This window comes from Pseudoalteromonas sp. CF6-2 (genome assembly GCF_021729425.1).
In the GTDB taxonomy this organism is placed as follows: Bacteria; Pseudomonadota; Gammaproteobacteria; order Enterobacterales; family Alteromonadaceae; genus Pseudoalteromonas; species Pseudoalteromonas arabiensis.
On record NZ_CP091442.1, the window covers coordinates 1 to 20,972 of the forward strand.

Below are 20,972 nucleotides of genomic sequence, written 5' to 3' on the forward strand. Positions count from 1 at the left end.
AATCTCTAGGAGTTTAATAGTGTATCTGTCGGTTTGGCAAAGTTGTTTATATGTATTGCAAGATGAATTGCCGTCGCAGCAATTCAGTATGTGGGTAAGACCACTTCAAGCAGAAAGTACCGAAGATACGTTAACTATATATGCACCGAATCGTTTTGTATTAGATTGGGTGAGAGAAAAATATTTAAACCGTATTAATGAATTGCTTGTTGAAATTTGTGGTGATGAAGCACCTGAACTTCGTTTTGATGTTGGTAGTAAACCGATTTTAAATGCCCAAGCAGCAACGATGCCAGCAGTTGCTGAAGCAAGTGCACCAGTGAGTGCACAACACACAACTGAAAAACAACAGCCTAAGGCTGAGAAAAAAGCAGTAGAACCTGCTCCTAAATCAGGCTATAAATCAAACATTAAAGAAAACTACACCTTTGACAGTTTTGTTGAAGGTAAGTCAAATCAGCTAGCAAAAGCTGCAGCGACTCAAGTTGCAGATAACCCAGGCTCGGCATTTAACCCTGTATTTATTTACGGTGGAACGGGTCTAGGTAAAACGCATTTATTGCATGCTGTGGGTAACGGTATTATGGCTAATAAGCCAGATGCGAAAATTGTCTATATGCACTCCGAACGTTTTGTGCAAGACATGGTAAAAGCATTGCAAAATAATGCCATTGAAGAATTTAAACGTTATTACCGAAGTGTTGATGCATTGATGATCGATGATATTCAATTTTTCGCTAATAAAGAGCGCTCGCAAGAAGAGTTCTTTCACACCTTCAACGCTTTGCTTGAAGGGAATCAACAGATTATATTAACTTCAGACCGTTATCCTAAAGAGATTGAAGGGGTTGAAGACCGCCTTAAATCACGTTTTGGTTGGGGCTTAACCATTGCTATTGAGCCGCCAGAGCTTGAAACTCGCGTTGCTATTTTGATGAAAAAAGCCCAGCAAAGTAAAATTAATTTACCTCATGAAGTGGCCTTTTTTATCGCGAAAAAATTGCGTTCAAATGTACGTGAATTAGAAGGGGCGTTAAACCGTGTTATTGCTAATGCAAACTTTACCGGTCGTCCGATTTCGATCGATTTTGTAAAAGAAGCCCTACGTGACTTACTTGCATTACAAGATAAATTAGTAACGATTGATAATATTCAGCGTACTGTGGCTGAGTACTACCGAATTCGTGTATCAGATTTACTATCTAAGCGTCGAAGCCGATCAGTAGCAAGACCGCGCCAAGTAGCGATGGCGTTATCAAAAGAGCTTACAAATCATAGTTTACCTGAAATAGGTGATGCATTTGGTGGTCGTGATCACACCACTGTATTGCATGCATGCCGTAAAGTTAAATCACTGCGTGATGAAAGCCACGAAGTGAAAGAAGATTATCAAAACTTAATAAGAACCTTGTCATCTTAAGGCCGACTTTATTATGCAAATAACAATATCAAGAGAGCAATTTTTAAAACCTTTAGTTCAAGTGTCAGGTGCGATTGAGCGTAAGCACACCTTACCAATTTTATCGAACGTGTTACTAGTTGTTGAAAACGGACAGCTTTCGATGACAGGTACAGATCTTGAAATTGAGTTAGTAGCCAGTGTTTTTGTTGGTGAAGATACGCCAGATACACAGTTAACTTTACCAGCTAAAAAATTACTCGATATTTGTAAAAGTTTACCCGATGGCTCTGACCTTACACTGAGCAGTCAAGATCATCAGCTTCTACTAACAAGTGGTAAAAGCCGTTTCTCTTTAACAACCTTGGCTGCTGAAGACTTTCCTAACCTTGAACAGTGGGATGGTGAAGTAGAGTTTCAACTAACGCGTTTAGAGCTACGTAAGCTTTTAGAAAGCACGCATTTTTCTATGGCGAATCAAGACGTCCGTTATTATTTAAATGGTATGTCATTTGAAGTTGATAACGCAGATATTAAAACAGTGGCCACAGATGGTCACCGTTTGGCGATTGCGCAAAAACAATTACCACAATCTTTAAATACGCAGCGTCAGTTAATTATTCCACGTAAAGGTGTGCAAGAAATTATGCGCCTAATGGTGGCTGATGATGAGCTAGTTACCATTCAATTTGGTGCTAACCATATTCGTATTATTGATACTGAATTTACGTTTACCAGTAAACTGGTTGATGGTCGTTTCCCTGATTATCGTCGAGTATTGCCGCGTGGAGGAGACAAAGTCATTACTGCTAATCGAGAGTGGTTACGTAGTGCATTCCAACGTGTGTCTATTTTATCAAATGAAAAGTTCCGTGGCGTACGACTAAATCTGTCTGAAGGTTTATTGAAAATTACAGCAAATAACCCTGAGCAAGAACAAGCTGAAGAGGTGGTTGAAGTAATGTATCAAGGCGGCGAACTTGAAATTGGCTTTAACGTTTCTTATGTTCTTGATGTACTTAACACATTAAAAACAGAAGATGTTACGTTTACGCTTGCAGACTCAAATAGCAGTGCGCTAATTGAAGGTGCGGGCGACGAAGAAGCTATGTACGTTGTTATGCCGATGCGCCTATAAGCTTGTATGAGTTTAAGTCATTTAAGCCTCAATAATTTTCGTAATATTGAGGCGCTGACACTTGAGCCTGTAAATGGAATTAATATAATTTATGGCGAGAATGGCAGCGGAAAAACCAGCCTCCTTGAGGCGATATATTTCCTTTCTCACGGTAAATCATTTCGTACCGCCAAACATAAAAATATTATTCAGCATCAACAAAACAAGTTTGTTATCCATGGACGCAAAACGCTACATGATTTGTCTATTCCGATTGGTATAAGTAAAAACCAAGCGGGTGAAACATCTTTAAAGATTCAGGGTAAAACGAGCCGTAAAATTTCTGAATTAGCTCAGCTAATACCTGTACAAGTTATTACTCCTGAAAGCTATTCATTATTTTTTGGTGGACCAAAAGAGCGCAGAAAATTTCTCGATTTAGGATTGTTCCACGTGGAACATGACTTTTTTTATTTGTGGCAGTCCTTTAATAAAGTACTGAAACAACGTAATGCTTTACTGAAAAGTAAACCTCGAGATTATTTCGAACAGATCAAGTTTTGGGACAAAGAATTTGTTAGACTAGCTGAACAAATAAATAATTTAAGAATCGCGTATATAAGTAGGTTTAAGCAGCAGTTTTTTGATAAAATGTGTGCAGAATTAACGCTTGTTAGCGATTTAGAAATTAACTTTCATGCGGGTTGGAAAGAGAGTGAAACGCTCTCAGAGGCGCTTGAGCAAAGCTTTGAACGTGATGCCAAACAAGGTTTCACAAGTAAAGGTCCGCATAAAGCTGATTTTAGTTTTAGTGTTTTTGGTAACAGTGTAGAAAATACATTTTCTCGCGGTCAATTGAAGCTCTTGCTTTATGCGTTAAAAGTAACGCAAAATAGCTTAATTGAGTCAGAAACAGATAAGCAATCTATATTGCTAATAGATGACTTACCTTCAGAACTAGGTGAAGATACAAAAGAAAAAGTGGGTCAGCTTTTGACTCATTGCGATTCGCAACTTTTTATCTCATCAATTTTATCTGAAAGTATTTCTGCTGTGGTGGAACCCATGCAACGAGAACTAAAAATGTTCCACGTGAAACATGGCAACCTAATAACAAGATAAGTGGGATTAACCATGTCTGAGAATTACGATTCGTCGAGTATTAAAGTACTTAAAGGATTAGACGCAGTAAGAAAGCGTCCAGGAATGTATATAGGGGATACCGATGACGGTACAGGCCTACACCACATGGTGTTTGAGGTTGTTGATAACTCTATCGATGAAGCCTTAGCTGGTCATTGTGATGATATTTTTGTAACGATTCACTTAGACGGTTCAGTCTCTGTAAGAGATAACGGTCGTGGTATTCCTACATCTATTCACGAAGAAGAAGGTGTGTCAGCGGCTGAAGTTATCATGACGGTACTTCATGCTGGTGGTAAGTTCGATGATAACTCATATAAAGTATCGGGCGGCTTACACGGCGTAGGTGTTTCGGTAGTAAATGCACTATCTGAAAAACTACAACTAACAATTCGCCGTGAAGGTAAAGTACATCAACAAACTTATACAATGGGTGTACCAGATGCGCCATTAGCAGTAATTGGTGATGCAACTGACACAGGTACTGAACTACGTTTCTGGCCAAGTGGTGAAACATTCACTGATCTAAACTTTCACTATGATATTTTAGCAAAGCGCTTACGTGAGCTTTCGTTCTTGAACTCTGGTGTAAGTATCATTCTTACTGATGAGCGTGAAGAATCTAAAAATGACCACTTCAAATATGAAGGCGGTATTCAAGCATTCGTAGAATATCTAAACCGCAATAAAACACCTGTGCATAAAAGTGTTTTCCACTTTACCCATGAGCGTGAAGAAGACGGTATTAGTGTAGAAGTTTCAATGCAGTGGAATGATGGTTTCCAAGAGAGCATTTACTGTTTTACAAATAATATTCCCCAACGTGATGGTGGTACGCACTTAGCTGGCTTTAGAGCAGCATTAACGCGTACGCTAAATAACTACATGGAAAAAGAAGGCTTTAACAAAAAAGCGAAAACAACAAGCAATGCGACGGGTGATGATGCTCGTGAAGGCTTAACTGCGGTTGTAAGCGTTAAAGTTCCCGATCCAAAATTCTCATCACAAACTAAAGACAAACTAGTATCAAGTGAAGTGAAATCTGCTGTAGAACAAGCTATGGCAGAAAAACTAACCGAGTTCTTATTAGAAAACCCTGTTGATGCTAAAACAGTTGTTGGCAAAATTATTGATGCGGCACGCGCTCGTGAAGCAGCGCGTAAAGCACGTGAAATGACACGTCGTAAAGGTGCAATGGATTTAGCTGGTTTACCTGGTAAATTGGCAGATTGCCAAGAAAAAGATCCAGCACTTTCTGAACTATACATAGTGGAGGGTGACTCTGCAGGTGGTTCAGCTAAGCAGGGTCGTAACCGTAAAAACCAAGCTATCTTGCCACTAAAAGGTAAGATTCTTAACGTTGAAAAAGCACGCTTTGATAAGATGCTTTCTTCTCAAGAAGTAGCAACTCTAATCACTGCATTAGGTTGTGGTATTGGTCGTGATGAATATGACCCAGAAAAACTACGTTATCATCGTATCATTATCATGACCGATGCGGACGTGGATGGTTCACACATTCGTACCTTACTACTGACTTTCTTCTATCGTCAAATGCCAGAGATTGTAGAAAAAGGCTTTATCTATATTGCACAACCGCCACTTTATAAAGTGAAAAAAGGTAAGCAAGAACGCTACATTAAAGATGACCCAGCGTTAGTTGATTACTTAACATCATTAGCATTAAACAATGCTGCACTTTATACAAGTGAAGGGGCATCTGCACTTGAAGGTGAAGAATTAGAAAGAATTGTTCACGACTATCAAAATACAGTTAAAGTAATTGAGCGCTTAAAACGTAAATATCCAAACTCGGTTATGGAACGTTTAATTTATCAAAGCGAAATTACAGAAGCAGATTTAGCAGATGAAGCAAAAGTTAAAGAGTGGACTAACACGCTAGTTGACGACTTAATTGCACGTGATGAAGATGCAACTATTTTCCACGCGGGCACTGAGCACGATACTGAGCGCAATATGTATTATCCTGTTGTGAATATTCGCCAGCATGGTGTGGATAAAGCACATGTATTGAACTTCGACTTCATTACATCGCGTGATTATAAGCGTATTGCTGCGACAGGTGTAAACATTGCAAACTTGCTTGAAGAAGGCGCTTATGTTCAACGTGGTGAGAAGACATTAGCTGTTGATAACTTTGTGGATGCATTAGAGTGGTTAATCTCTGAATCGAAGCGTGGACTATACATCCAACGCTATAAAGGACTCGGTGAGATGAACCCAGATCAGCTTTGGGAGACCACCATGGACCCAGGTGCACGTCGGATGTTGAAAGTAACAATTGAAGATGCTGTTGCAGCTGACCAATTGTTCGCGACATTAATGGGTGACCAAGTTGAACCTCGTCGTGACTTTATCGAAACGAATGCGCTACGCGTAGTTAACTTAGACGTATAAAGTTAAAATAGATATTTAAAAAGGAGCCAACTGGCTCCTTTTTTTATTACTGAAAAAGCACAAACTGCTTAAAACCTTACTGCACACAAGGTATACTGAGAGCAATTTTCAGACTAAACGCACCAGATACTATAAGCCAAATATGCAAAAATATGACGTTAAAACCTTTCAAGGTTTGATCCTGGCTTTACAGGACTATTGGGCACAGCAAGGCTGTGTGATTGCTCAACCACTCGATATGGAAGTGGGAGCAGGGACATTTCATCCGTTAACTTTCTTAAAGTCGATTGGCCCAGAGCCAATGTCGAGCGCATATGTTCAACCATGCCGCCGTCCAACTGATGGTCGTTATGGGGAAAACCCGAACCGTTTACAGCATTACTACCAGTTCCAAGTAGTATTAAAACCATCACCGGAGAATATCCAGGAGCTTTATTTAGGCTCATTAGCTGCTGTTGGTATCGATACACTTACTGACGAAGTTCGCTTCGTAGAAGACAACTGGGAGTCGCCTACATTAGGTGCTTGGGGGCTAGGTTGGGAGATCTGGTTAAACGGCATGGAAGTAACTCAGTTCACTTACTTCCAACAAGTTGGTGGCTTAGAGTGCTCACCAGTAACCGGTGAAATCACTTACGGTCTTGAGCGTTTAGCAATGTATATTCAGGGCGTAGATAGTATCTATGATCTAGTATGGGCAGACGGTCCTATGGGTCGTGTAACATACGGTGATGTATTCCATCAAAATGAAGTAGAGCAGTCAGCTTATAACTTCGAACAAGCGGATGTTGAGTTCTTATTTGCACAGTTTGATCACTGTGAAAAAGAAAGCGAAAAGCTAATTGAAGCAGGCTTACCATTACCAGCTTATGAGCAAGTAATGAAAGCATCACATGCGTTTAATTTATTAGACGCTCGTCACGCTATCTCAGTAACAGAACGTCAACGTTATATCTTACGTGTTCGTGCTTTATCAAAAGCATGTGCGCAAAGTTACTATGATGCCCGTGAAGCTCTTGGTTTCCCGCTTTGTAAGGATTAAGAATTAGCATGTCAGCAGAAAATTTATTAGTAGAAATTGGCACTGAAGAGTTGCCACCGAAAGCACTTCGTAAACTTGCTGAGTCGTTTGCTGAGAACTTAGCAACTGAGCTTGTAAGCTTAGAATTAAATCATCAAGGCGTTAACTGGTACGCATCACCACGTCGCTTAGGTTTACGTGTTACTGCACTTGAAGCTAAACAAAGTGACAAGGTGGTAGAAAAGCGTGGCCCTGCAGTTGCAGCAGCGTTTGACGCAGATGGCAACCCAACTAAAGCCGCAATGGGTTGGGCTCGTGGTTGTGGCATCGATGTAAGCGACGCACAAACGCTAGAAACAGATAAAGGTGCTTGGTTATTACATAAAGCACAGGTTGAAGGTCAAGCAACGACATCGCTTATGAGCGATGCTGTAAACAAAGCGCTTGCTAAATTACCTATCCCTAAACCAATGCGTTGGGGCGCAAATAAAACACAATTTATTCGCCCAGTGCACACTGCGACTATTTTATTTGGTAGCACACTAATTGAAGGTGAAATTCTTGGTAAGCAAGTTGGTAACCAATTACAAGGCCACCGTTTCCATCATCCAGAAAAAGTAACAATTAACCACGCAGATGACGTGTTTGATGTTCTTAAATCTGCTTACGTTGTCGCTGACTTTGCAGCGCGTAAAGCACAAATTCGCGAACAGATTGAAGCGGCTGCTAGCGCGGTAAACGCAAAAGTAGCAATGGACGAAGACTTACTTGAAGAAGTAACATCGTTGGTTGAATGGCCAGTAACGCTGACAGCGACATTCGAAGAAGCATTCTTAGATGTCCCTTCAGAAGCGCTTATCTATACCATGAAGGACGACCAAAAGTACTTCCCGTTATTAGACCAAGATGGCAACTTACTTAACAAGTTCCTATTTGTTTCTAATATCGAAAGTAAAGATCCGAGCGTGGTAATTGCTGGTAACGAAAAAGTTGTACGCCCTCGTTTAGCTGATGCGCAGTTCTTCTACGAAACTGATAAGAAGAAAACGTTAGAGAGTCGTTTAGAGTCGTTAGATACTGTTTTATTCCAAAAGCAACTTGGTACGCTGAAAGATAAATCTGAGCGTATTAGTGAACTTGCAGGTTACATTGCAGAGCAATTAGGTGCCGACGCAGAGCTTGCTAAGCGTGCAGGTCTTCTAAGTAAAACAGACTTAATGACCGAAATGGTCATGGAGTTTACCGACGTACAAGGTGTAATGGGTATGCATTACGCTCGTCACGACGGTGAAGCCGAAGAAGTTGCACTGGCGCAAAACGAACAATATATGCCTCGCTTTGCGGGCGATAACTTACCAACAAATGTGATCAGCTGTGCGGTCGCTATTGCGGATAAGTTTGATACGCTGGTAGGTATTTTTGGTATTGGCCAAGCGCCAAAAGGTGACAAAGATCCATTTGCACTTCGTCGTGCTGCCATTGGTGCTTTACGCATCATGGTAGAAAAATCATTACCGCTAGATATTTTAGATCTTGTTGCTAAGTCACAAACGCTATTCGGTGAAAAGCTAACTAACCTGAATGTATCAACGGATGTGTTTGAGTTCATGCTAGGGCGTTTCCGCGCATGGTATCAAGACGAAGGTATCGAAGTTGATGTCATTCAAGCGGTACTAGCACGTCGTCCAACTAAACCAGTTGATTTCGATCGTCGTGTTAAAGCGGTAAGTCACTTCCGTACATTAGACGCAGCAGAAGCACTTGCAGCGGCAAATAAACGTGTAAGCAACATTTTGGCTAAGAATGACATCACAACACAAGGTGATGTGAATGAGAGCCTATTAAGCGATGACGCAGAGAAAGTATTAGCGTCACACGTTGCTAAGTTTGCAACCGAGCTTGCACCTTTGTATGCAAATGGCGATTACCAAGAAGCATTATCACAACTTGCAGGTATCCGTGAGAGTGTTGATAACTTCTTCGATAATGTCATGGTAATGGCAGATGACGAAGCGGTTAAACAAAACCGTTTAGCATTATTAAGTCAGTTAAGCCGTCTGTTTTTAGATATTGCTGATATTTCTGTACTTCAGAAGTAAGTAGTAGCCAATTAATAAAAGCCAGCTTTGTGCTGGCTTTTTAGTAGCATAAGGAACAGTAATGAAACGTGTAATTACTTTAGCATTAGCAGGTTTATTAACAGCCTGTACGAGCCAAATACAAATGCCAAGCATTGACGACATGCTGCAAAGCAAAGACTTAGACCGTACCATGTACTTGCGTGGCGACTTTACGTTATGGGATGCTGAACCACAATATATACTTGAGCAAGTTGCATCAGGTATCTTCCAAGCAGAAGTAACGTTCTCAACACCAGGAAAAATCTATGAATTTAAAGTGGCTGATGCTAACTTTAGTCAAGGCTATAACTGTGGTTATAGTGACATGGACCCCGCAGGACAAGTACTATTATTAGGTCAGGCTGCCATTGCCGATTGTAATACTATTTACAACTACTTTAGTTTTAAACCAGCGACAAAAGGCGTGTATGTAGTGAGCTTTGATTACCGCAATAGTAATAAGCCAAAAGTGACAGTTACTAAAAAGTAACTGGAGTTTTTGAGTGGGTTTTTAATTGATAAAGGTAACAATTAAATGCTCACTCTCATCTTGTTTATTTAGCCTATAGTCCTTTCTTCAGCAAATATTTAAATGGCGCTTGCTCAACATCTTTAGCCACTAGCGTGTGATCCATAAAAGTACAAAAGCTTGGGATGTCGCGGGTGGTTGATGGGTCATCGGCGATGATAAGTAATGTTTCGCCATCTTTCATTTTACGTACTGCGCCACGCACCATCATGACAGGTTCTGGACAACGAAGGCCAAGTGCATCTAATTGGTGATCGGGATTATCAAAACTCATGGCTGACCTTTTGGATGAAAGAGACGATTAATAAGCGGCTATTTTAACTTTCTATTGCTGCCAGTTTCAATATCAGAAAGCAACGCAAATAAAAAAGGCGCACTGAGTAAATCAATGCGCCTTTTTATCACCAAGATGTTTGATGTGAGCTCGTTATTCTACGCGCTCAAATACAGTTGCAATACCTTGGCCTAAACCAATACACATTGTTGCTAGACCGTATTTAGCGTTCTTATCTTCCATTAGGTGAACAAGCGTTGTGCTAATACGTGAACCAGAACAACCTAGTGGATGACCAAGTGCAATTGCACCACCATTTAGGTTAACTTTTTCATCTACCACATCCATCAGACCTAAGTCTTTTAATACTGGTAGAGATTGTGCTGCGAATGCTTCGTTAAGCTCTGCAACATCGATATCGTCAATAGTGATACCTGCTTGTTGAAGTGCTTTTTGCGATGCAGGAACAGGGCCGTAACCCATGATTGATGGATCGCAACCTGCTACAGCCATTGATTTAATACGCGCACGAATTGGTAAACCAAGTTCTTTAGCTTTCTCTTCGCTCATTACAAGCATTGCTGACGCGCCGTCAGATAGTGCAGATGAAGTACCTGCAGTTACGCTACCTGATGCTGGATTAAATACAGGGCGTAGTTGCGATAAGCCTTCAACAGTTGTCTCAGGACGGATTACTTCATCGTCTTCAACTAAAATTAAAGAACCATCTGCATCGTGACCTTCCATTGCTAGGATTTCACGACGGAAACGACCTTCAATTGTTGCAGCGTGTGCACGTTGGTGTGAGCGGTAAGCAAATTCGTCTTGTTGCTCGCGGCTAATGCCGTGCAGCGTTGCAAGGTACTCTGCTGTTAAACCCATTACGCCAGCAGCTTGTGCCACAGACGTTGATAAACCTGGGTGAAAATCATTACCGTGAGTCATAGGTACGTGACCCATGTGCTCAACACCACCAATGATATAGGTATCACCAGCGCCAGTCATAATAGCGCGTGCTGCATCGTGCAGAGCTTGCATTGATGAACCACATAGACGGTTAACTGTTACTGCTGGTACTGAGTGAGGGATACCGGCAAGGAGTGCTGCGTTACGAGCAATGTTAAAACCTTGCTCTAAAGTTTGTTGTACACAGCCCCAGTAAATATCATCAATTGATGCTGGATCAACGGCTGGGTTACGGTCTAACAAACCTTTCATTAAGTGAGCACTTAAATCTTCCGCACGCTTGTTTTTGAATACGCCGTTCTTTGAACGACCCATTGGTGTGCGGATACAATCTACGATTACTGGATTATTCATGTTTCTTATCCTTCCACCTTATAGAATATACGGCCTTCTTCGGCCCACTTGCGAGTTTCATCTGATACTTGGTAAATCGCACCTAAGTGAGCGTACTTGTCTGCTGTTGCAACAAAGTTCGCTAAACCAGTTTGATCTAAGTAACGGAATGCACCGCCTCTAAATGGAGGGAAACCAATGCCGTAAATTAGCGCCATGTCAGCTTCTTGTGGAGACGCTACGATACCTTCTTGTAAACAAAGTAGAACTTCGTTGATCATCGGGATCATACAACGGTCAATGATTTCTTGTTTATCGAAATCTTTCGGTGCATCAGTGATAGCACTTAGTAGCTCAGTTGCTGTTGCATCTTTAGCTTTTTTCAAGCGACCACGACGGTCTGGTGCATATTGGTAGAAACCAGCACCATTTTTCTGGCCAAAGCGTTTTTCGTTTGCAAATACAGTAACAGGGTCTTTATCTTGGCGAGCCATACGCTCAGGGAAACCGTCAGCCATTACACCAGTACAGTGGTAAGCTGTATCAATACCTACCACATCAAGAAGGTACGCAGGACCCATTGGCCAACCAAATACATTTTCCATTACTTTATCAACTTTCGTGAAGTCAGCACCTTCAACAACAAGTTTGCTGAAACCTGCAAAGTAAGGGAATAGTACGCGGTTTACAAAGAAGCCAGGGCAGTCGTTTACAACGATTGGTGATTTGCCCAGTTTTAATGCGTAATCAACAACCGCATTAATTGTTGCTTCTGATGTTTTTTCACCACGAATGATTTCTACTAGTGGCATTTTTGGCACTGGGTTAAAGAAGTGCATACCACAGAAGTTTTCTGGTTTCTCAAGTGCAGACGCTAACTCGTCAATACGAATTGTTGAGGTATTTGAAGTTAGGATAGTGCCTACTGGTAAGTCTTTTTCAAGACCCGCAAGAACGGCTTGCTTCACTTTAGGGTTTTCAACCACGGCTTCAACAACAATGTCAGCGCTTTGTAGGTCTGCATCGTTTAGCGTTGGTTTGATCTTGCCTAAAGTGGCAACCATCTTATCCATCGCCATATGGCCACGTTGTACTTTCTTACCTAGTAGCTTAGATGCTTCACCCATACCTAAATCAAGTGCATCTTGGTTGATGTCTTTCATGATAATAGGCGTGCCTTTATAAGCCGATTGGTAAGCAATACCACCGCCCATAATACCTGCACCTAATACTGCGGCTTGTTTGATCTCAAGTTCACTGTGTTTAGCTTGCTTCTTCGCTTTACCTTTAATGTATTGGTCAGCTAAGAAAATACCTGTTTGCGCGGCAGCTTCACTTGTTGCTGCAAGTTTAGCAAAGTTAGCGTTTTCAATTGCCATTGCTTCAGCGCGTTCACAGTTTGCTGCAGCTTTGATTGTTTTTACAGCCATAACAGGTGCTGGGTAGTGACCTTTCGTTTTACCCATTACCATGCCTTCAGCCATCGCAAAGCTCATACCTTGCTCAACACGGTTCATTTTCAGTGGCTGTAATTTTACTTGTCGTTTTACTTGCCAATCTAGCTTGCCAGCAATTGCTTGCTCAAGTGTTGTAATACTTGACTCTAAAAGTTTGTCAGCACTAACTACCGCGTCAAATGCTCCTACTTTTAGGGCATCAGCAGCGCGGTTTTCTTTACCTGTAGTGATCCATGTCATCGCATTATCAGCGCCAATAAGGCGTGGAAGGCGAACTGTGCCACCAAAACCAGGCATAATGCCTAGTTTAACTTCAGGTAGGCCAATTTTAGCGTTAGAGCTAGCAACGCGATAATCGGTAGCAAGTGCCCACTCACACCCTCCGCCAAGCGCCATGCCGTTTACAGCACTTAGCGTTGGGAAAGGTAAATCTTCAATCGCGTCAAAAACGTCAGTTGCATTTTTGATCCATGCAACCAATTCTTCTTGCGGTTTAGTGAAAGTAGGTAAAAATTCGAAAATGTCGGCACCGATAATGAAATGATCTTTATCGCTGGTGAACACCATGCCTTTGATATCTGAGTTTGTTGCCAATTCTTTTAATGCTAAAGCGCAATCTTGCAAGGTTTGCTGCGAAAGTTTATTTACTGAGCCGTCTGCACAGAACTTAAACTCGGCGATGTTGTCCTTGATGAAAGCAACTTCAAATGAATCGCTTTTATATAACATTATTATTCTCCCTAGTTTATTAACTAAGACTGGTACGATGAGTTTGCATTTCAATCAGTGTGCTTGCTTTAAAATGAAAATGCAACGAAAAATTTACTGCGCTTTATCGCTATTGGTTAAAATATAGCTGGTTTGGTGCTAAGGTGTAGAAGAAGTTTTTTGTTATTAATTCTTTAATTTTTGTTAAAGGTCATCATGAAAAAACAACTCCTTGGTTGGACAGCTGCCGCATTACTTTTTCCTTTTTTTGCAGCTGAAGCCAACGACAAACATGACGCTTTTTTAAAAGCAGAAAAAAAGGCGCGATACGGTGATTATGACGATATGAAAGAGGCGGCCAATGGATTAGACCACCCGCTAAAGCCTTACGTCGAAAAAGCCTATTGGCAACGAAACCCAAGTTTGAAGCATCAAACAGAAATAGAAAACTATCTTAATGTTTATCGTAATACGCCATTAGAGTGGCCTGTGCGTAAAGCATGGCTTAACTACTTAAAACAGAACAATAAAAAAGCCGCTTATATTCGTAATTACAGAGAGACCAGTAATAACGAATTGACTTGTCCTTATTTAAGCTTTCAATTGGACTTAGGTGCGCCTAAAGAAGCAATAATGAATCAAGTTAGTGATTTATGGGTGGTAGGGCATTCTCAACCAAAAGAATGCGACACACTTTTTTCACTTTGGAAAAAAGAAGGTTATCAAACACAAGAACGCATTTGGCAACGAGTTTCTCTCGCTGCAGAAGGGGGTACGTCAAGCTTATTGCCTTACCTAAAGTCATTACTCCCTAAAGATGAGCAGTACTTGGCTGATTTATATTTAAAAGTACGCAAAGACCCGAGTGCTTCGGCTGGTTTATATCGCTTCAAGAAAAAGACAGCCAAAGAAGGGCAAATAGCATTATACGGGGTGAAACGCTTAGTTTGGCGTGATAAAGAGTTAGCGCTTCGAGCATGGGAAAAGCTTGAAAAAATGTTTGTTTACACGGAAGAACAAAAAGCGGATGTGTACTACAACTTTGCACTATCGCTTGCCTCAAGCGGGCATAAACAAGCTCGCTTTTGGTTAAATAAGGTGCCTAAAGAGCGTCAAACAACGAAGTTAATGCAGTGGCAGCTTGCTAATATGCTCGAACTGCAAGATTGGTCTGGTATCGTGGCGTTTTTTACTGGTAAAGAAAACCTAAGCCTAGGTCAGCAATATTGGTTAGCATATAGCTTAAATCAGCGTGGCGAAGTTGAAGATGCCCGCACTCTTTGGCAAAAAGTTGCCAAAGAGCGCGATTATTACGGCTTTTTAGCATCTGCTCGATTAGGTATTCCGGTTAGTTTAAATAATCAACAGTTGCAAATTTCTGATAAGCTCCAACTAGAAGTCGCAAATGCACCAGGCTTTAAGCGTGCGCGTGCACTTTATGAGCTTGAGCGCTACACGTCAGCTCGCAGGGAGTGGAATTACTTAACAGGTACATCAACCAAAGAAGAAAAGCTCGCGGCATCAATGCTTGCTGCTGAGCTTGATTGGTATGACAGCACTATTTATACCTTGGCACAAATTAAAGAATGGGATTATGTTGATTTGCGTTTCCCATTTGCGTTTAAAGATGTATTTGAGAGCTATAGTAACCGTAATCATATAGACATGGCATGGAGTATTGCAATTTCACGTCGTGAAAGCTCATTTGCGCCTGACGCCCGCTCTCATGCCAATGCCTATGGTTTAATGCAACTATTACCGAGCACCGCTAAATACATTAATAGAAGTACTGTTTCGCGTAGAAAGTTGTTTCACCCTAAAACGAACATTCGTTTAGGGAGTGAATACTTAAAGTATTTAAAAAAGAAAAATCGCGGCAACGAAATATTAGCCACCGCTTCTTATAATGCAGGTTATCATCGAATTAAACGTTGGATCCCTGAACAAGCAATGCCTGCGGAGTTATGGATTGAGCTTATACCTTATACTGAAACACGTAACTACGTGAAGAATGTATTTGCTTACAGGCAAGTTTACCATACGCGCTTAGGGCGAGATGGTAATGTGCTTGCACCAATTTTAGATATGAAAATGGGCGGCTGATACTAATTGACCTTAATACCCTGTGTTGGGCGTTAAGGTCGACTATGATAGACTGCGACTAAGTCGAATTTACTTATATGGGTTTACTATGGATAAATTAGCGGTGTTATATGCCGAACATATTGCAACCTTGCAACAGCGCACGCGTACAATTACAGAGCGTGAAGGTTTAGAAGGCCTTGTTATTCACTCTGGTCAGGCAAAGCGCCAGTTTTTAGATGATATGTACTACCCGTTTAAGGTTAACCCGCAATTCAAAGCTTGGTTACCTGTAATTGATAACCCTCATTGTTGGATAGTTGTAGACGGTGCATCTAAGCCAAAGCTGATATTTTATCGCCCAGTTGATTTTTGGCATAAAGTACCTGATGAGCCTCGTGATTTTTGGGCTGAGTATTTTGATATTGAATTATTAGTACAGCCAGATCAGGTAGAAAAACTGCTTCCTTACGATAAGGCAAAATTTGCCTATATTGGTGAATATTTAGACGTAGCGCAAGCACTGGGCTTTAGTATTATGAACCCAGAGCCAGTTATGAACTATTTGCACTTTCATCGTGCATATAAAACACAATACGAGCTTGAGTGTTTGCGTCAAGCTAACCGTATTGCCGTCGATGGTCATAAAGCGGCACGTGATGCTTTCTTTGCAGGTGGCTCTGAATTTGATATTCAACAGGCTTACTTAATGGCGACGCGTCAAAGTGAAAATGAAATGCCATACGGTAATATTGTTGCGCTTAATGAAAACTGTGCAATCTTACATTACACGCACTTTGAGCCTAAAGCGCCAGAGACACATCGCTCATTCCTAATTGACGCTGGTGCAAATTTTAACGGCTACGCAGCTGATATCACGCGTACTTATGATTTTAATCAGTCGGGTGAGTTTAGCGACTTAATTAAGGTCATGACGGAGCATCAAATTGCTTTAGGTAAAGCATTAAAACCAGGTATGTTATATGGCGAATTGCATTTGGACTGTCATCAGCGTGTAGCGCAGGTGTTGAGCGACTTTAATATTGTGAAGCTATCGGCGGCTGAAATTGTTGAGCGCGGTATAACATCAACCTTCTTCCCGCATGGTCTTGGCCATCACCTAGGTTTACAAGTTCATGATATGGGTGGCTTTATGGCGGATGATAAAGGTGCACATCAAGCACCACCTGAAGGGCACCCGTTCTTACGTTGCACGCGTTTAATCGAAAAGAACCAAGTCTTTACTATTGAACCTGGTTTATATTTTATTGAATCGTTACTGGGTGACCTTGCGCAAACCGATAATAAACAGTTTATTAACTGGGAAAAAGTTGAAGCGCTTAAACCATTCGGCGGCATCCGTATTGAAGATAATATTATCGTTCATGATGATAGCCTAGAAAACATGACCCGTGATCTACATCTAGACTAATAAAAACAAGATTAACAAGAGGGGCCAAATGGCCCCATTTTTTTAGATAGAAGAATATGTCTGAATATCAATATCCGGCAGAGCCTGTTTTTTACCAAGAAGAAATTAAAAAAAGTACATTTATTGTGCATATTGCCCATACTCCTAACTTAGAGTCAGCAAAAGCATTCATCAAAGAGATCCAAAATAAATACAGTGATGCGCGTCACAACTGTTGGGCACATGTTGCAGGAAACCCAGGTGGTAGCCATGTATATGGCTTTTCAGATGATGGAGAACCTAATGGCACCGCAGGAAAACCAATGCTTAATGTGCTGGCGGGGTCTGGAATTGGTGAGATCACCGCTGTTGTAACGCGTTATTTTGGCGGTATTAAGCTGGGTACCGGTGGACTCGTGCGTGCTTATGGCGGGAGTTTAAACAATGCCATGCGTGAGCTCAAAACAATCACCAAAGTACCGAGCGTTGAGTTAGTCGGCTACAGTGATTACAGTGCTCAGGGAGCTATAGAGCAGTTATTGAAAAGCCAATATCAAGTATTGAATATAGAAAAACAGTTTGCTGAAAATATTGCTTGGAAAATCCAAATAGATAGTCGTCAAGTAGAGCTGGCAATCAAAGAGATACATGAGTTAACACATGGTGCCGTTGAGTTCGCCGTTAAAAAAGATACACCATGAAATAAACATACAGCGTTTACTTACAGTTAAGCCTGTAAGACAATAAACTCTAATAGCTAAATCAGATATTTAAAAAGCGATACGCACAGATGCAATTTCGTACCATAATAAAAATTCTAGGCCAGCTGGTGGCTTTATTTAGTATCACCATGGTGCCGCCAGCACTGGTATCTTTAATCTATAAAGATGGTGGTGGTGTGCCGTTCGTTCTTGCGTTTATTTTTAGTGTTGTGATTGGTTTAGCAGCGTATTATCCAAACCGCCATGAGCGGGGCGATTTAAAAGCGCGCGAAGGCTTTTTAATTGTGGTGTTGTTCTGGTTGGTACTTGGCAGCTTTGCGGCTGTGCCTTTAGTTTTTTTACAAGAGCCAAGTTTGTCGTTAGCTGACTCTGTGTTTGAGGCATTTTCAGGCCTTACAACGACAGGGGCAACCGTGTTAACTGGGATTGAGTACCTACCAAAATCAGTGCTTTTTTATCGCCAACAACTACAGTGGCTTGGTGGTATGGGGATCATCGTACTTGCTGTTGCTGTGTTACCCATGCTTGGGGTGGGTGGTATGCAGCTGTATCGTGCCGAAACTCCTGGCCCAGTTAAAGATTCAAAAATGACGCCCCGCATTGCCGATACCGCCAAACACCTATGGTACATTTATGTGTCACTGACTATCGCATGTACGCTTGCCTATTGGGGAGCGGGAATGGACTGGTTTGATGCTATTTGTCATGCCTTCTCAACGATTGCTATTGGTGGTTTCTCTACTTACGATGCGTCTATGGGGCAGTTTGATAGTCCACTGATTAACTTTATATGTGTGGTGTTTTTACTTATTGCAGCAATAAATTTCTCGCTGCACTATGCGGCGGTATCCTCGCGCAGTATTCGTGTTTATTTACGTGACCCTGAATTTAAAGTGTTCTTACTTATTCAGCTCGCTCTAGTGATTGTCTGCTTTACTGTGCTGTCATCTAATAACATTTATGCAGATGGTGACGAAACATTAGATCAAGCTATGTTTCAAGCCGTGTCAATGAGTACTACCGCAGGTTTCGCTACCGATAACTTTTCTGCATGGCCATTGTTTTTGCCTATTTTATTAATATTCTCAAGCTTTATTGGTGGTTGTGCAGGGTCTACCGGTGGTGGAATGAAAGTTGTGCGTGTGTTCTTACTTTACTTACAAGGTATTCGTGAGCTTAATCGTCTTGTACATCCGCGTGCAATTTATTCAATTAAACTAGGCCGCAAAGCACTTCCAGATAAAGTGGTAGAAGCTGTCTGGGGATTCTTCTCAGCCTATGCTTTAGTGTTTGTGATTATCATGTTGGCACTAATGGGCACAGGTATGGATAACATTAGTGCGTTTTCAGCAACCGCAGCGTGTCTAAATAATTTAGGTCCTGGCTTGGGTGAAGTTGCCGCCCATTATGGGGCGATATCCGATACTGCTAAGTGGTTATTGACCATCGCAATGGTATTTGGTCGTCTTGAAATATTTACCTTACTGGTATTGTTCACTCCAACATTCTGGCGTGGCTAGTGAGCCGTTTATATTTAAAAGGACTTAATGAATGGCAAAGACACAGCTACAGCGTAATTTAGATAAGCTCGCTTATATACCTGCGGGTAGTATTGTTGATGTTGAGATAATCACTCCGATAGATAGTAAGCGAGTTAAAACGGAGTTTATAGGTTTACTCAACGAACAACATATTATTCTTAATTACCCCTCAGCAAGGCGATTAATTAATAGTGGCGAGTTGATCAAAGAAGGTGTGATGGTCATTGTGCGCGCAGTGCTCGAAAGTGGCGGTGGGCAGGTGATTGCATTTCGCCAACAAATTAAGGCCGTCGCTTCACACCCGTATCGTTTAATATTTTTAGACTTTCCGAAACACGTTCAGTTATTCAGTCTTCGCAGTGAAACCCGTATTCCAACACTCTTCAGTGCTTGTTTAAACACCGATGAGCAGAAATACCAAGGACTCATTAAGGATATCTCCCTTACAGGCGTACAGTTTGATATTAAAAGTGATGTCGATCTCAGCTTTTTAAAAGAACAGAGCTGTAACCTTGTACTCAATAAGCATGAATTTGCTGGAAAGGTGTGCAGTGTTCGTAAAAATGCGTCTAGCTACCAACTAGGACTTCAGTTAAATACAGGTGAAGAACAAATGAAGTCATTCATGAAAGAGCACCTGATAGACTTTTCAGTACTTGATTGAAGCCATTCACTTTCCCTGATCCGCCGTTTTGCAACAAAGCGGTTGTTTTTTATACTTTTATTGAAAATAAACTAAAAAAATTTTCGTAAATTATTAAAAGTTCAAATAAATCAGCTAGTTAAATTTAAAAAATATTTTTATTTATTTTAATTATTTTCACCGTTCATACAAGGTTTAGACTCACGTTCGAACATTTTTAGTGTTTAGGTAGCTAATTTCACTCAATGTCTCTGTTTTATGTTTTTTAACTTCATGATTAATAAAGAAATAATTTTTTAAGCTTTATGTGTGTTGCTAAAAAGCAACAGAAAATTAGCTCATTTCCCACGTAAAATCACCAAATTCGCTTTAACTTAATGAAAATTAAGGGATTTTAAACTTTGGCATCGAAGTTGAAATAGTCTTAGCGAACACAGAGAAAAGTGATTAGAAGTTTCACACCTCTAACACAGTTAAGACTAAACATTGAAGGAATAGTGATTATGAAAACATTAAACAAAACATTTGCACTTTTAGCTCTAGTATCTTCTTCAGCAGCATTTGCAGCGACAGATTTCGAAACACTTGATGTTAACGACGATGGTGCAATTAGCCAAAGTGAAGCGTCAGTTGATGCAACTTTAATGAGTCAGTTTAAAGAATTAGACACAGACGGTAACGGCGAACTTTCTGAAGAAGAATTCGCAAAAGCATAATTTTACAGTAGGGAAGCTCTGAAAAGGATTTTCTACACAAGACAACACACTTTGAAGGAATAACATTATGAACACAGTAAATAAAACATTAGCACTAGTCGCACTTGTATCTTCATCTGCAGCATTTGCAATGAGCGATTTTGACACATTAGATGTGGATGGAAACGGTGCCATCAGCCAAAGCGAAGCATCAGTTGATGCAGAGTTAATGAGTATTTTCACAGAACTTGATACAGACGGTAACGGTGAGTTATCAAAAGAAGAGTTCTCTAAAGCTTAATGATGTATTTAGTAAACCCATTAATTTAGCTGATTAGTTCTGAGTTGCCAAAGACAACCTAAATGGATAAGGGAATCCATGATAAAGGATAG

At 40.9% G+C, this 20,972-nt stretch carries 17 protein-coding genes; 14 read left to right on the top strand and 3 right to left on the bottom strand.

Features of this window, described 5'->3' with window-relative positions; genetic code table 11:
• The first annotated feature begins 19 nt into the window (after positions 1-19).
• The 7 genes from dnaA (at position 20) to L3Q70_RS00035 (ending at position 9,708) form a co-directional block, all read left to right on the top strand.
• Positions 20-1,420, top strand: coding sequence for a chromosomal replication initiator protein DnaA (gene dnaA / locus L3Q70_RS00005; RefSeq protein WP_193988067.1), 1,401 nt, complete (start codon positions 20-22; stop codon positions 1,418-1,420).
• A gap of 13 nt (positions 1,421-1,433) precedes the next feature.
• Entirely contained in the window at positions 1,434-2,537 is a 1,104-nt protein-coding gene (gene dnaN / locus L3Q70_RS00010; RefSeq protein WP_062568460.1) for a DNA polymerase III subunit beta, read from the top strand.
• A gap of 6 nt (positions 2,538-2,543) precedes the next feature.
• Positions 2,544-3,638 carry a DNA replication/repair protein RecF gene (gene recF, locus L3Q70_RS00015; protein ID WP_237114647.1) on the top strand — a complete coding sequence of 365 codons (1,095 nt, stop codon included), beginning with the start codon at positions 2,544-2,546 and terminating at the stop codon, positions 3,636-3,638.
• A 12-nt stretch (positions 3,639-3,650) separates the two neighbouring features.
• Positions 3,651-6,077 (top strand): DNA topoisomerase (ATP-hydrolyzing) subunit B, encoded by a 2,427-nt coding sequence (gene gyrB, locus L3Q70_RS00020; protein ID WP_237114648.1) that lies wholly within the window; start codon positions 3,651-3,653, stop codon positions 6,075-6,077.
• 142 nt (positions 6,078-6,219) lie between these two features.
• Complete coding sequence (gene glyQ, locus L3Q70_RS00025) at positions 6,220-7,119, top strand: glycine--tRNA ligase subunit alpha (protein WP_054554789.1); 900 nt, start codon at positions 6,220-6,222, stop codon at positions 7,117-7,119.
• Between the two features lie 8 nt (positions 7,120-7,127).
• A complete protein-coding gene (glyS, locus tag L3Q70_RS00030) occupies positions 7,128-9,197 on the top strand; it encodes a glycine--tRNA ligase subunit beta (RefSeq protein WP_237114649.1) in 2,070 nt (689 codons plus the stop codon).
• A gap of 61 nt (positions 9,198-9,258) precedes the next feature.
• Positions 9,259-9,708, top strand: a complete 450-nt coding sequence (locus L3Q70_RS00035; RefSeq protein ID WP_237114650.1) for a hypothetical protein — start codon at positions 9,259-9,261, stop codon at positions 9,706-9,708.
• A gap of 73 nt (positions 9,709-9,781) precedes the next feature.
• Here L3Q70_RS00035 and tusA read toward each other — a convergent pair whose 3' ends face one another.
• The 3 genes from tusA to fadB form a co-directional block, all read right to left on the bottom strand.
• Complete coding sequence (tusA, locus tag L3Q70_RS00040; RefSeq protein WP_062568454.1) at positions 9,782-10,021, bottom strand: sulfurtransferase TusA; 240 nt, start codon at positions 10,019-10,021, stop codon at positions 9,782-9,784.
• Positions 10,022-10,174: 153 nt separating this feature from the next.
• Complete coding sequence (fadA, locus tag L3Q70_RS00045; RefSeq protein ID WP_237114651.1) at positions 10,175-11,341, bottom strand: acetyl-CoA C-acyltransferase FadA; 1,167 nt, start codon at positions 11,339-11,341, stop codon at positions 10,175-10,177.
• 5 nt (positions 11,342-11,346) lie between these two features.
• A complete protein-coding gene (gene fadB / locus L3Q70_RS00050) occupies positions 11,347-13,506 on the bottom strand; it encodes a fatty acid oxidation complex subunit alpha FadB (protein WP_237114652.1) in 2,160 nt (719 codons plus the stop codon).
• 195 nt (positions 13,507-13,701) lie between these two features.
• Between fadB and L3Q70_RS00055 the strand changes: the two genes are divergently transcribed.
• The 7 genes from L3Q70_RS00055 (at position 13,702) to L3Q70_RS00085 (ending at position 20,880) form a co-directional block, all read left to right on the top strand.
• Positions 13,702-15,588: a transglycosylase SLT domain-containing protein gene (locus L3Q70_RS00055; protein WP_062568450.1), complete on the top strand. Its 1,887-nt coding sequence runs from the start codon at positions 13,702-13,704 to the stop codon at positions 15,586-15,588.
• An 88-nt stretch (positions 15,589-15,676) separates the two neighbouring features.
• Positions 15,677-16,999, top strand: coding sequence for a Xaa-Pro dipeptidase (gene pepQ, locus L3Q70_RS00060; RefSeq protein ID WP_062568449.1), 1,323 nt, complete (start codon positions 15,677-15,679; stop codon positions 16,997-16,999).
• A gap of 56 nt (positions 17,000-17,055) precedes the next feature.
• On the top strand, positions 17,056-17,679 hold the full coding sequence (locus L3Q70_RS00065) for a YigZ family protein (protein WP_062568448.1): 624 nt from the start codon (positions 17,056-17,058) through the stop codon (positions 17,677-17,679).
• Between the two features lie 89 nt (positions 17,680-17,768).
• Entirely contained in the window at positions 17,769-19,220 is a 1,452-nt protein-coding gene (locus L3Q70_RS00070) for a TrkH family potassium uptake protein (RefSeq protein WP_062568447.1), read from the top strand.
• Positions 19,221-19,251: 31 nt separating this feature from the next.
• Positions 19,252-19,905, top strand: a complete 654-nt coding sequence (locus tag L3Q70_RS00075) for a flagellar brake protein (RefSeq protein ID WP_062568446.1) — start codon at positions 19,252-19,254, stop codon at positions 19,903-19,905.
• A gap of 482 nt (positions 19,906-20,387) precedes the next feature.
• Complete coding sequence (locus L3Q70_RS00080) at positions 20,388-20,600, top strand: calmodulin (RefSeq protein WP_237114653.1); 213 nt, start codon at positions 20,388-20,390, stop codon at positions 20,598-20,600.
• A gap of 67 nt (positions 20,601-20,667) precedes the next feature.
• Entirely contained in the window at positions 20,668-20,880 is a 213-nt protein-coding gene (locus L3Q70_RS00085) for an EF-hand domain-containing protein (protein WP_062568443.1), read from the top strand.
• The last annotated feature ends 92 nt before the right edge of the window (positions 20,881-20,972 follow it).

What these genes read in the sequence shown, in the direction of transcription:
- dnaN (WP_062568460.1), top strand. Translation starts at nt 1,434, where the DNA reads ATGCAAATAACAATATCAAGAGAGCAATTTTTAAAACCTTTAGTTCAA.
- recF (WP_237114647.1), top strand. Translation starts at nt 2,544, where the DNA reads ATGAGTTTAAGTCATTTAAGCCTCAATAATTTTCGTAATATTGAGGCG.
- gyrB (WP_237114648.1), top strand. Translation starts at nt 3,651, where the DNA reads ATGTCTGAGAATTACGATTCGTCGAGTATTAAAGTACTTAAAGGATTA.
- glyQ (WP_054554789.1), top strand. Translation starts at nt 6,220, where the DNA reads ATGCAAAAATATGACGTTAAAACCTTTCAAGGTTTGATCCTGGCTTTA.
- glyS (WP_237114649.1), top strand. Translation starts at nt 7,128, where the DNA reads ATGTCAGCAGAAAATTTATTAGTAGAAATTGGCACTGAAGAGTTGCCA.
- L3Q70_RS00035 (WP_237114650.1), top strand. Translation starts at nt 9,259, where the DNA reads ATGAAACGTGTAATTACTTTAGCATTAGCAGGTTTATTAACAGCCTGT.
- tusA (WP_062568454.1), bottom strand. Translation starts at nt 10,021, where the DNA reads ATGAGTTTTGATAATCCCGATCACCAATTAGATGCACTTGGCCTTCGT.
- fadA (WP_237114651.1), bottom strand. Translation starts at nt 11,341, where the DNA reads ATGAATAATCCAGTAATCGTAGATTGTATCCGCACACCAATGGGTCGT.
- fadB (WP_237114652.1), bottom strand. Translation starts at nt 13,506, where the DNA reads ATGTTATATAAAAGCGATTCATTTGAAGTTGCTTTCATCAAGGACAAC.
- L3Q70_RS00055 (WP_062568450.1), top strand. Translation starts at nt 13,702, where the DNA reads ATGAAAAAACAACTCCTTGGTTGGACAGCTGCCGCATTACTTTTTCCT.
- pepQ (WP_062568449.1), top strand. Translation starts at nt 15,677, where the DNA reads ATGGATAAATTAGCGGTGTTATATGCCGAACATATTGCAACCTTGCAA.
- L3Q70_RS00065 (WP_062568448.1), top strand. Translation starts at nt 17,056, where the DNA reads ATGTCTGAATATCAATATCCGGCAGAGCCTGTTTTTTACCAAGAAGAA.
- L3Q70_RS00070 (WP_062568447.1), top strand. Translation starts at nt 17,769, where the DNA reads ATGCAATTTCGTACCATAATAAAAATTCTAGGCCAGCTGGTGGCTTTA.
- L3Q70_RS00075 (WP_062568446.1), top strand. Translation starts at nt 19,252, where the DNA reads ATGGCAAAGACACAGCTACAGCGTAATTTAGATAAGCTCGCTTATATA.
- L3Q70_RS00080 (WP_237114653.1), top strand. Translation starts at nt 20,388, where the DNA reads ATGAAAACATTAAACAAAACATTTGCACTTTTAGCTCTAGTATCTTCT.
- L3Q70_RS00085 (WP_062568443.1), top strand. Translation starts at nt 20,668, where the DNA reads ATGAACACAGTAAATAAAACATTAGCACTAGTCGCACTTGTATCTTCA.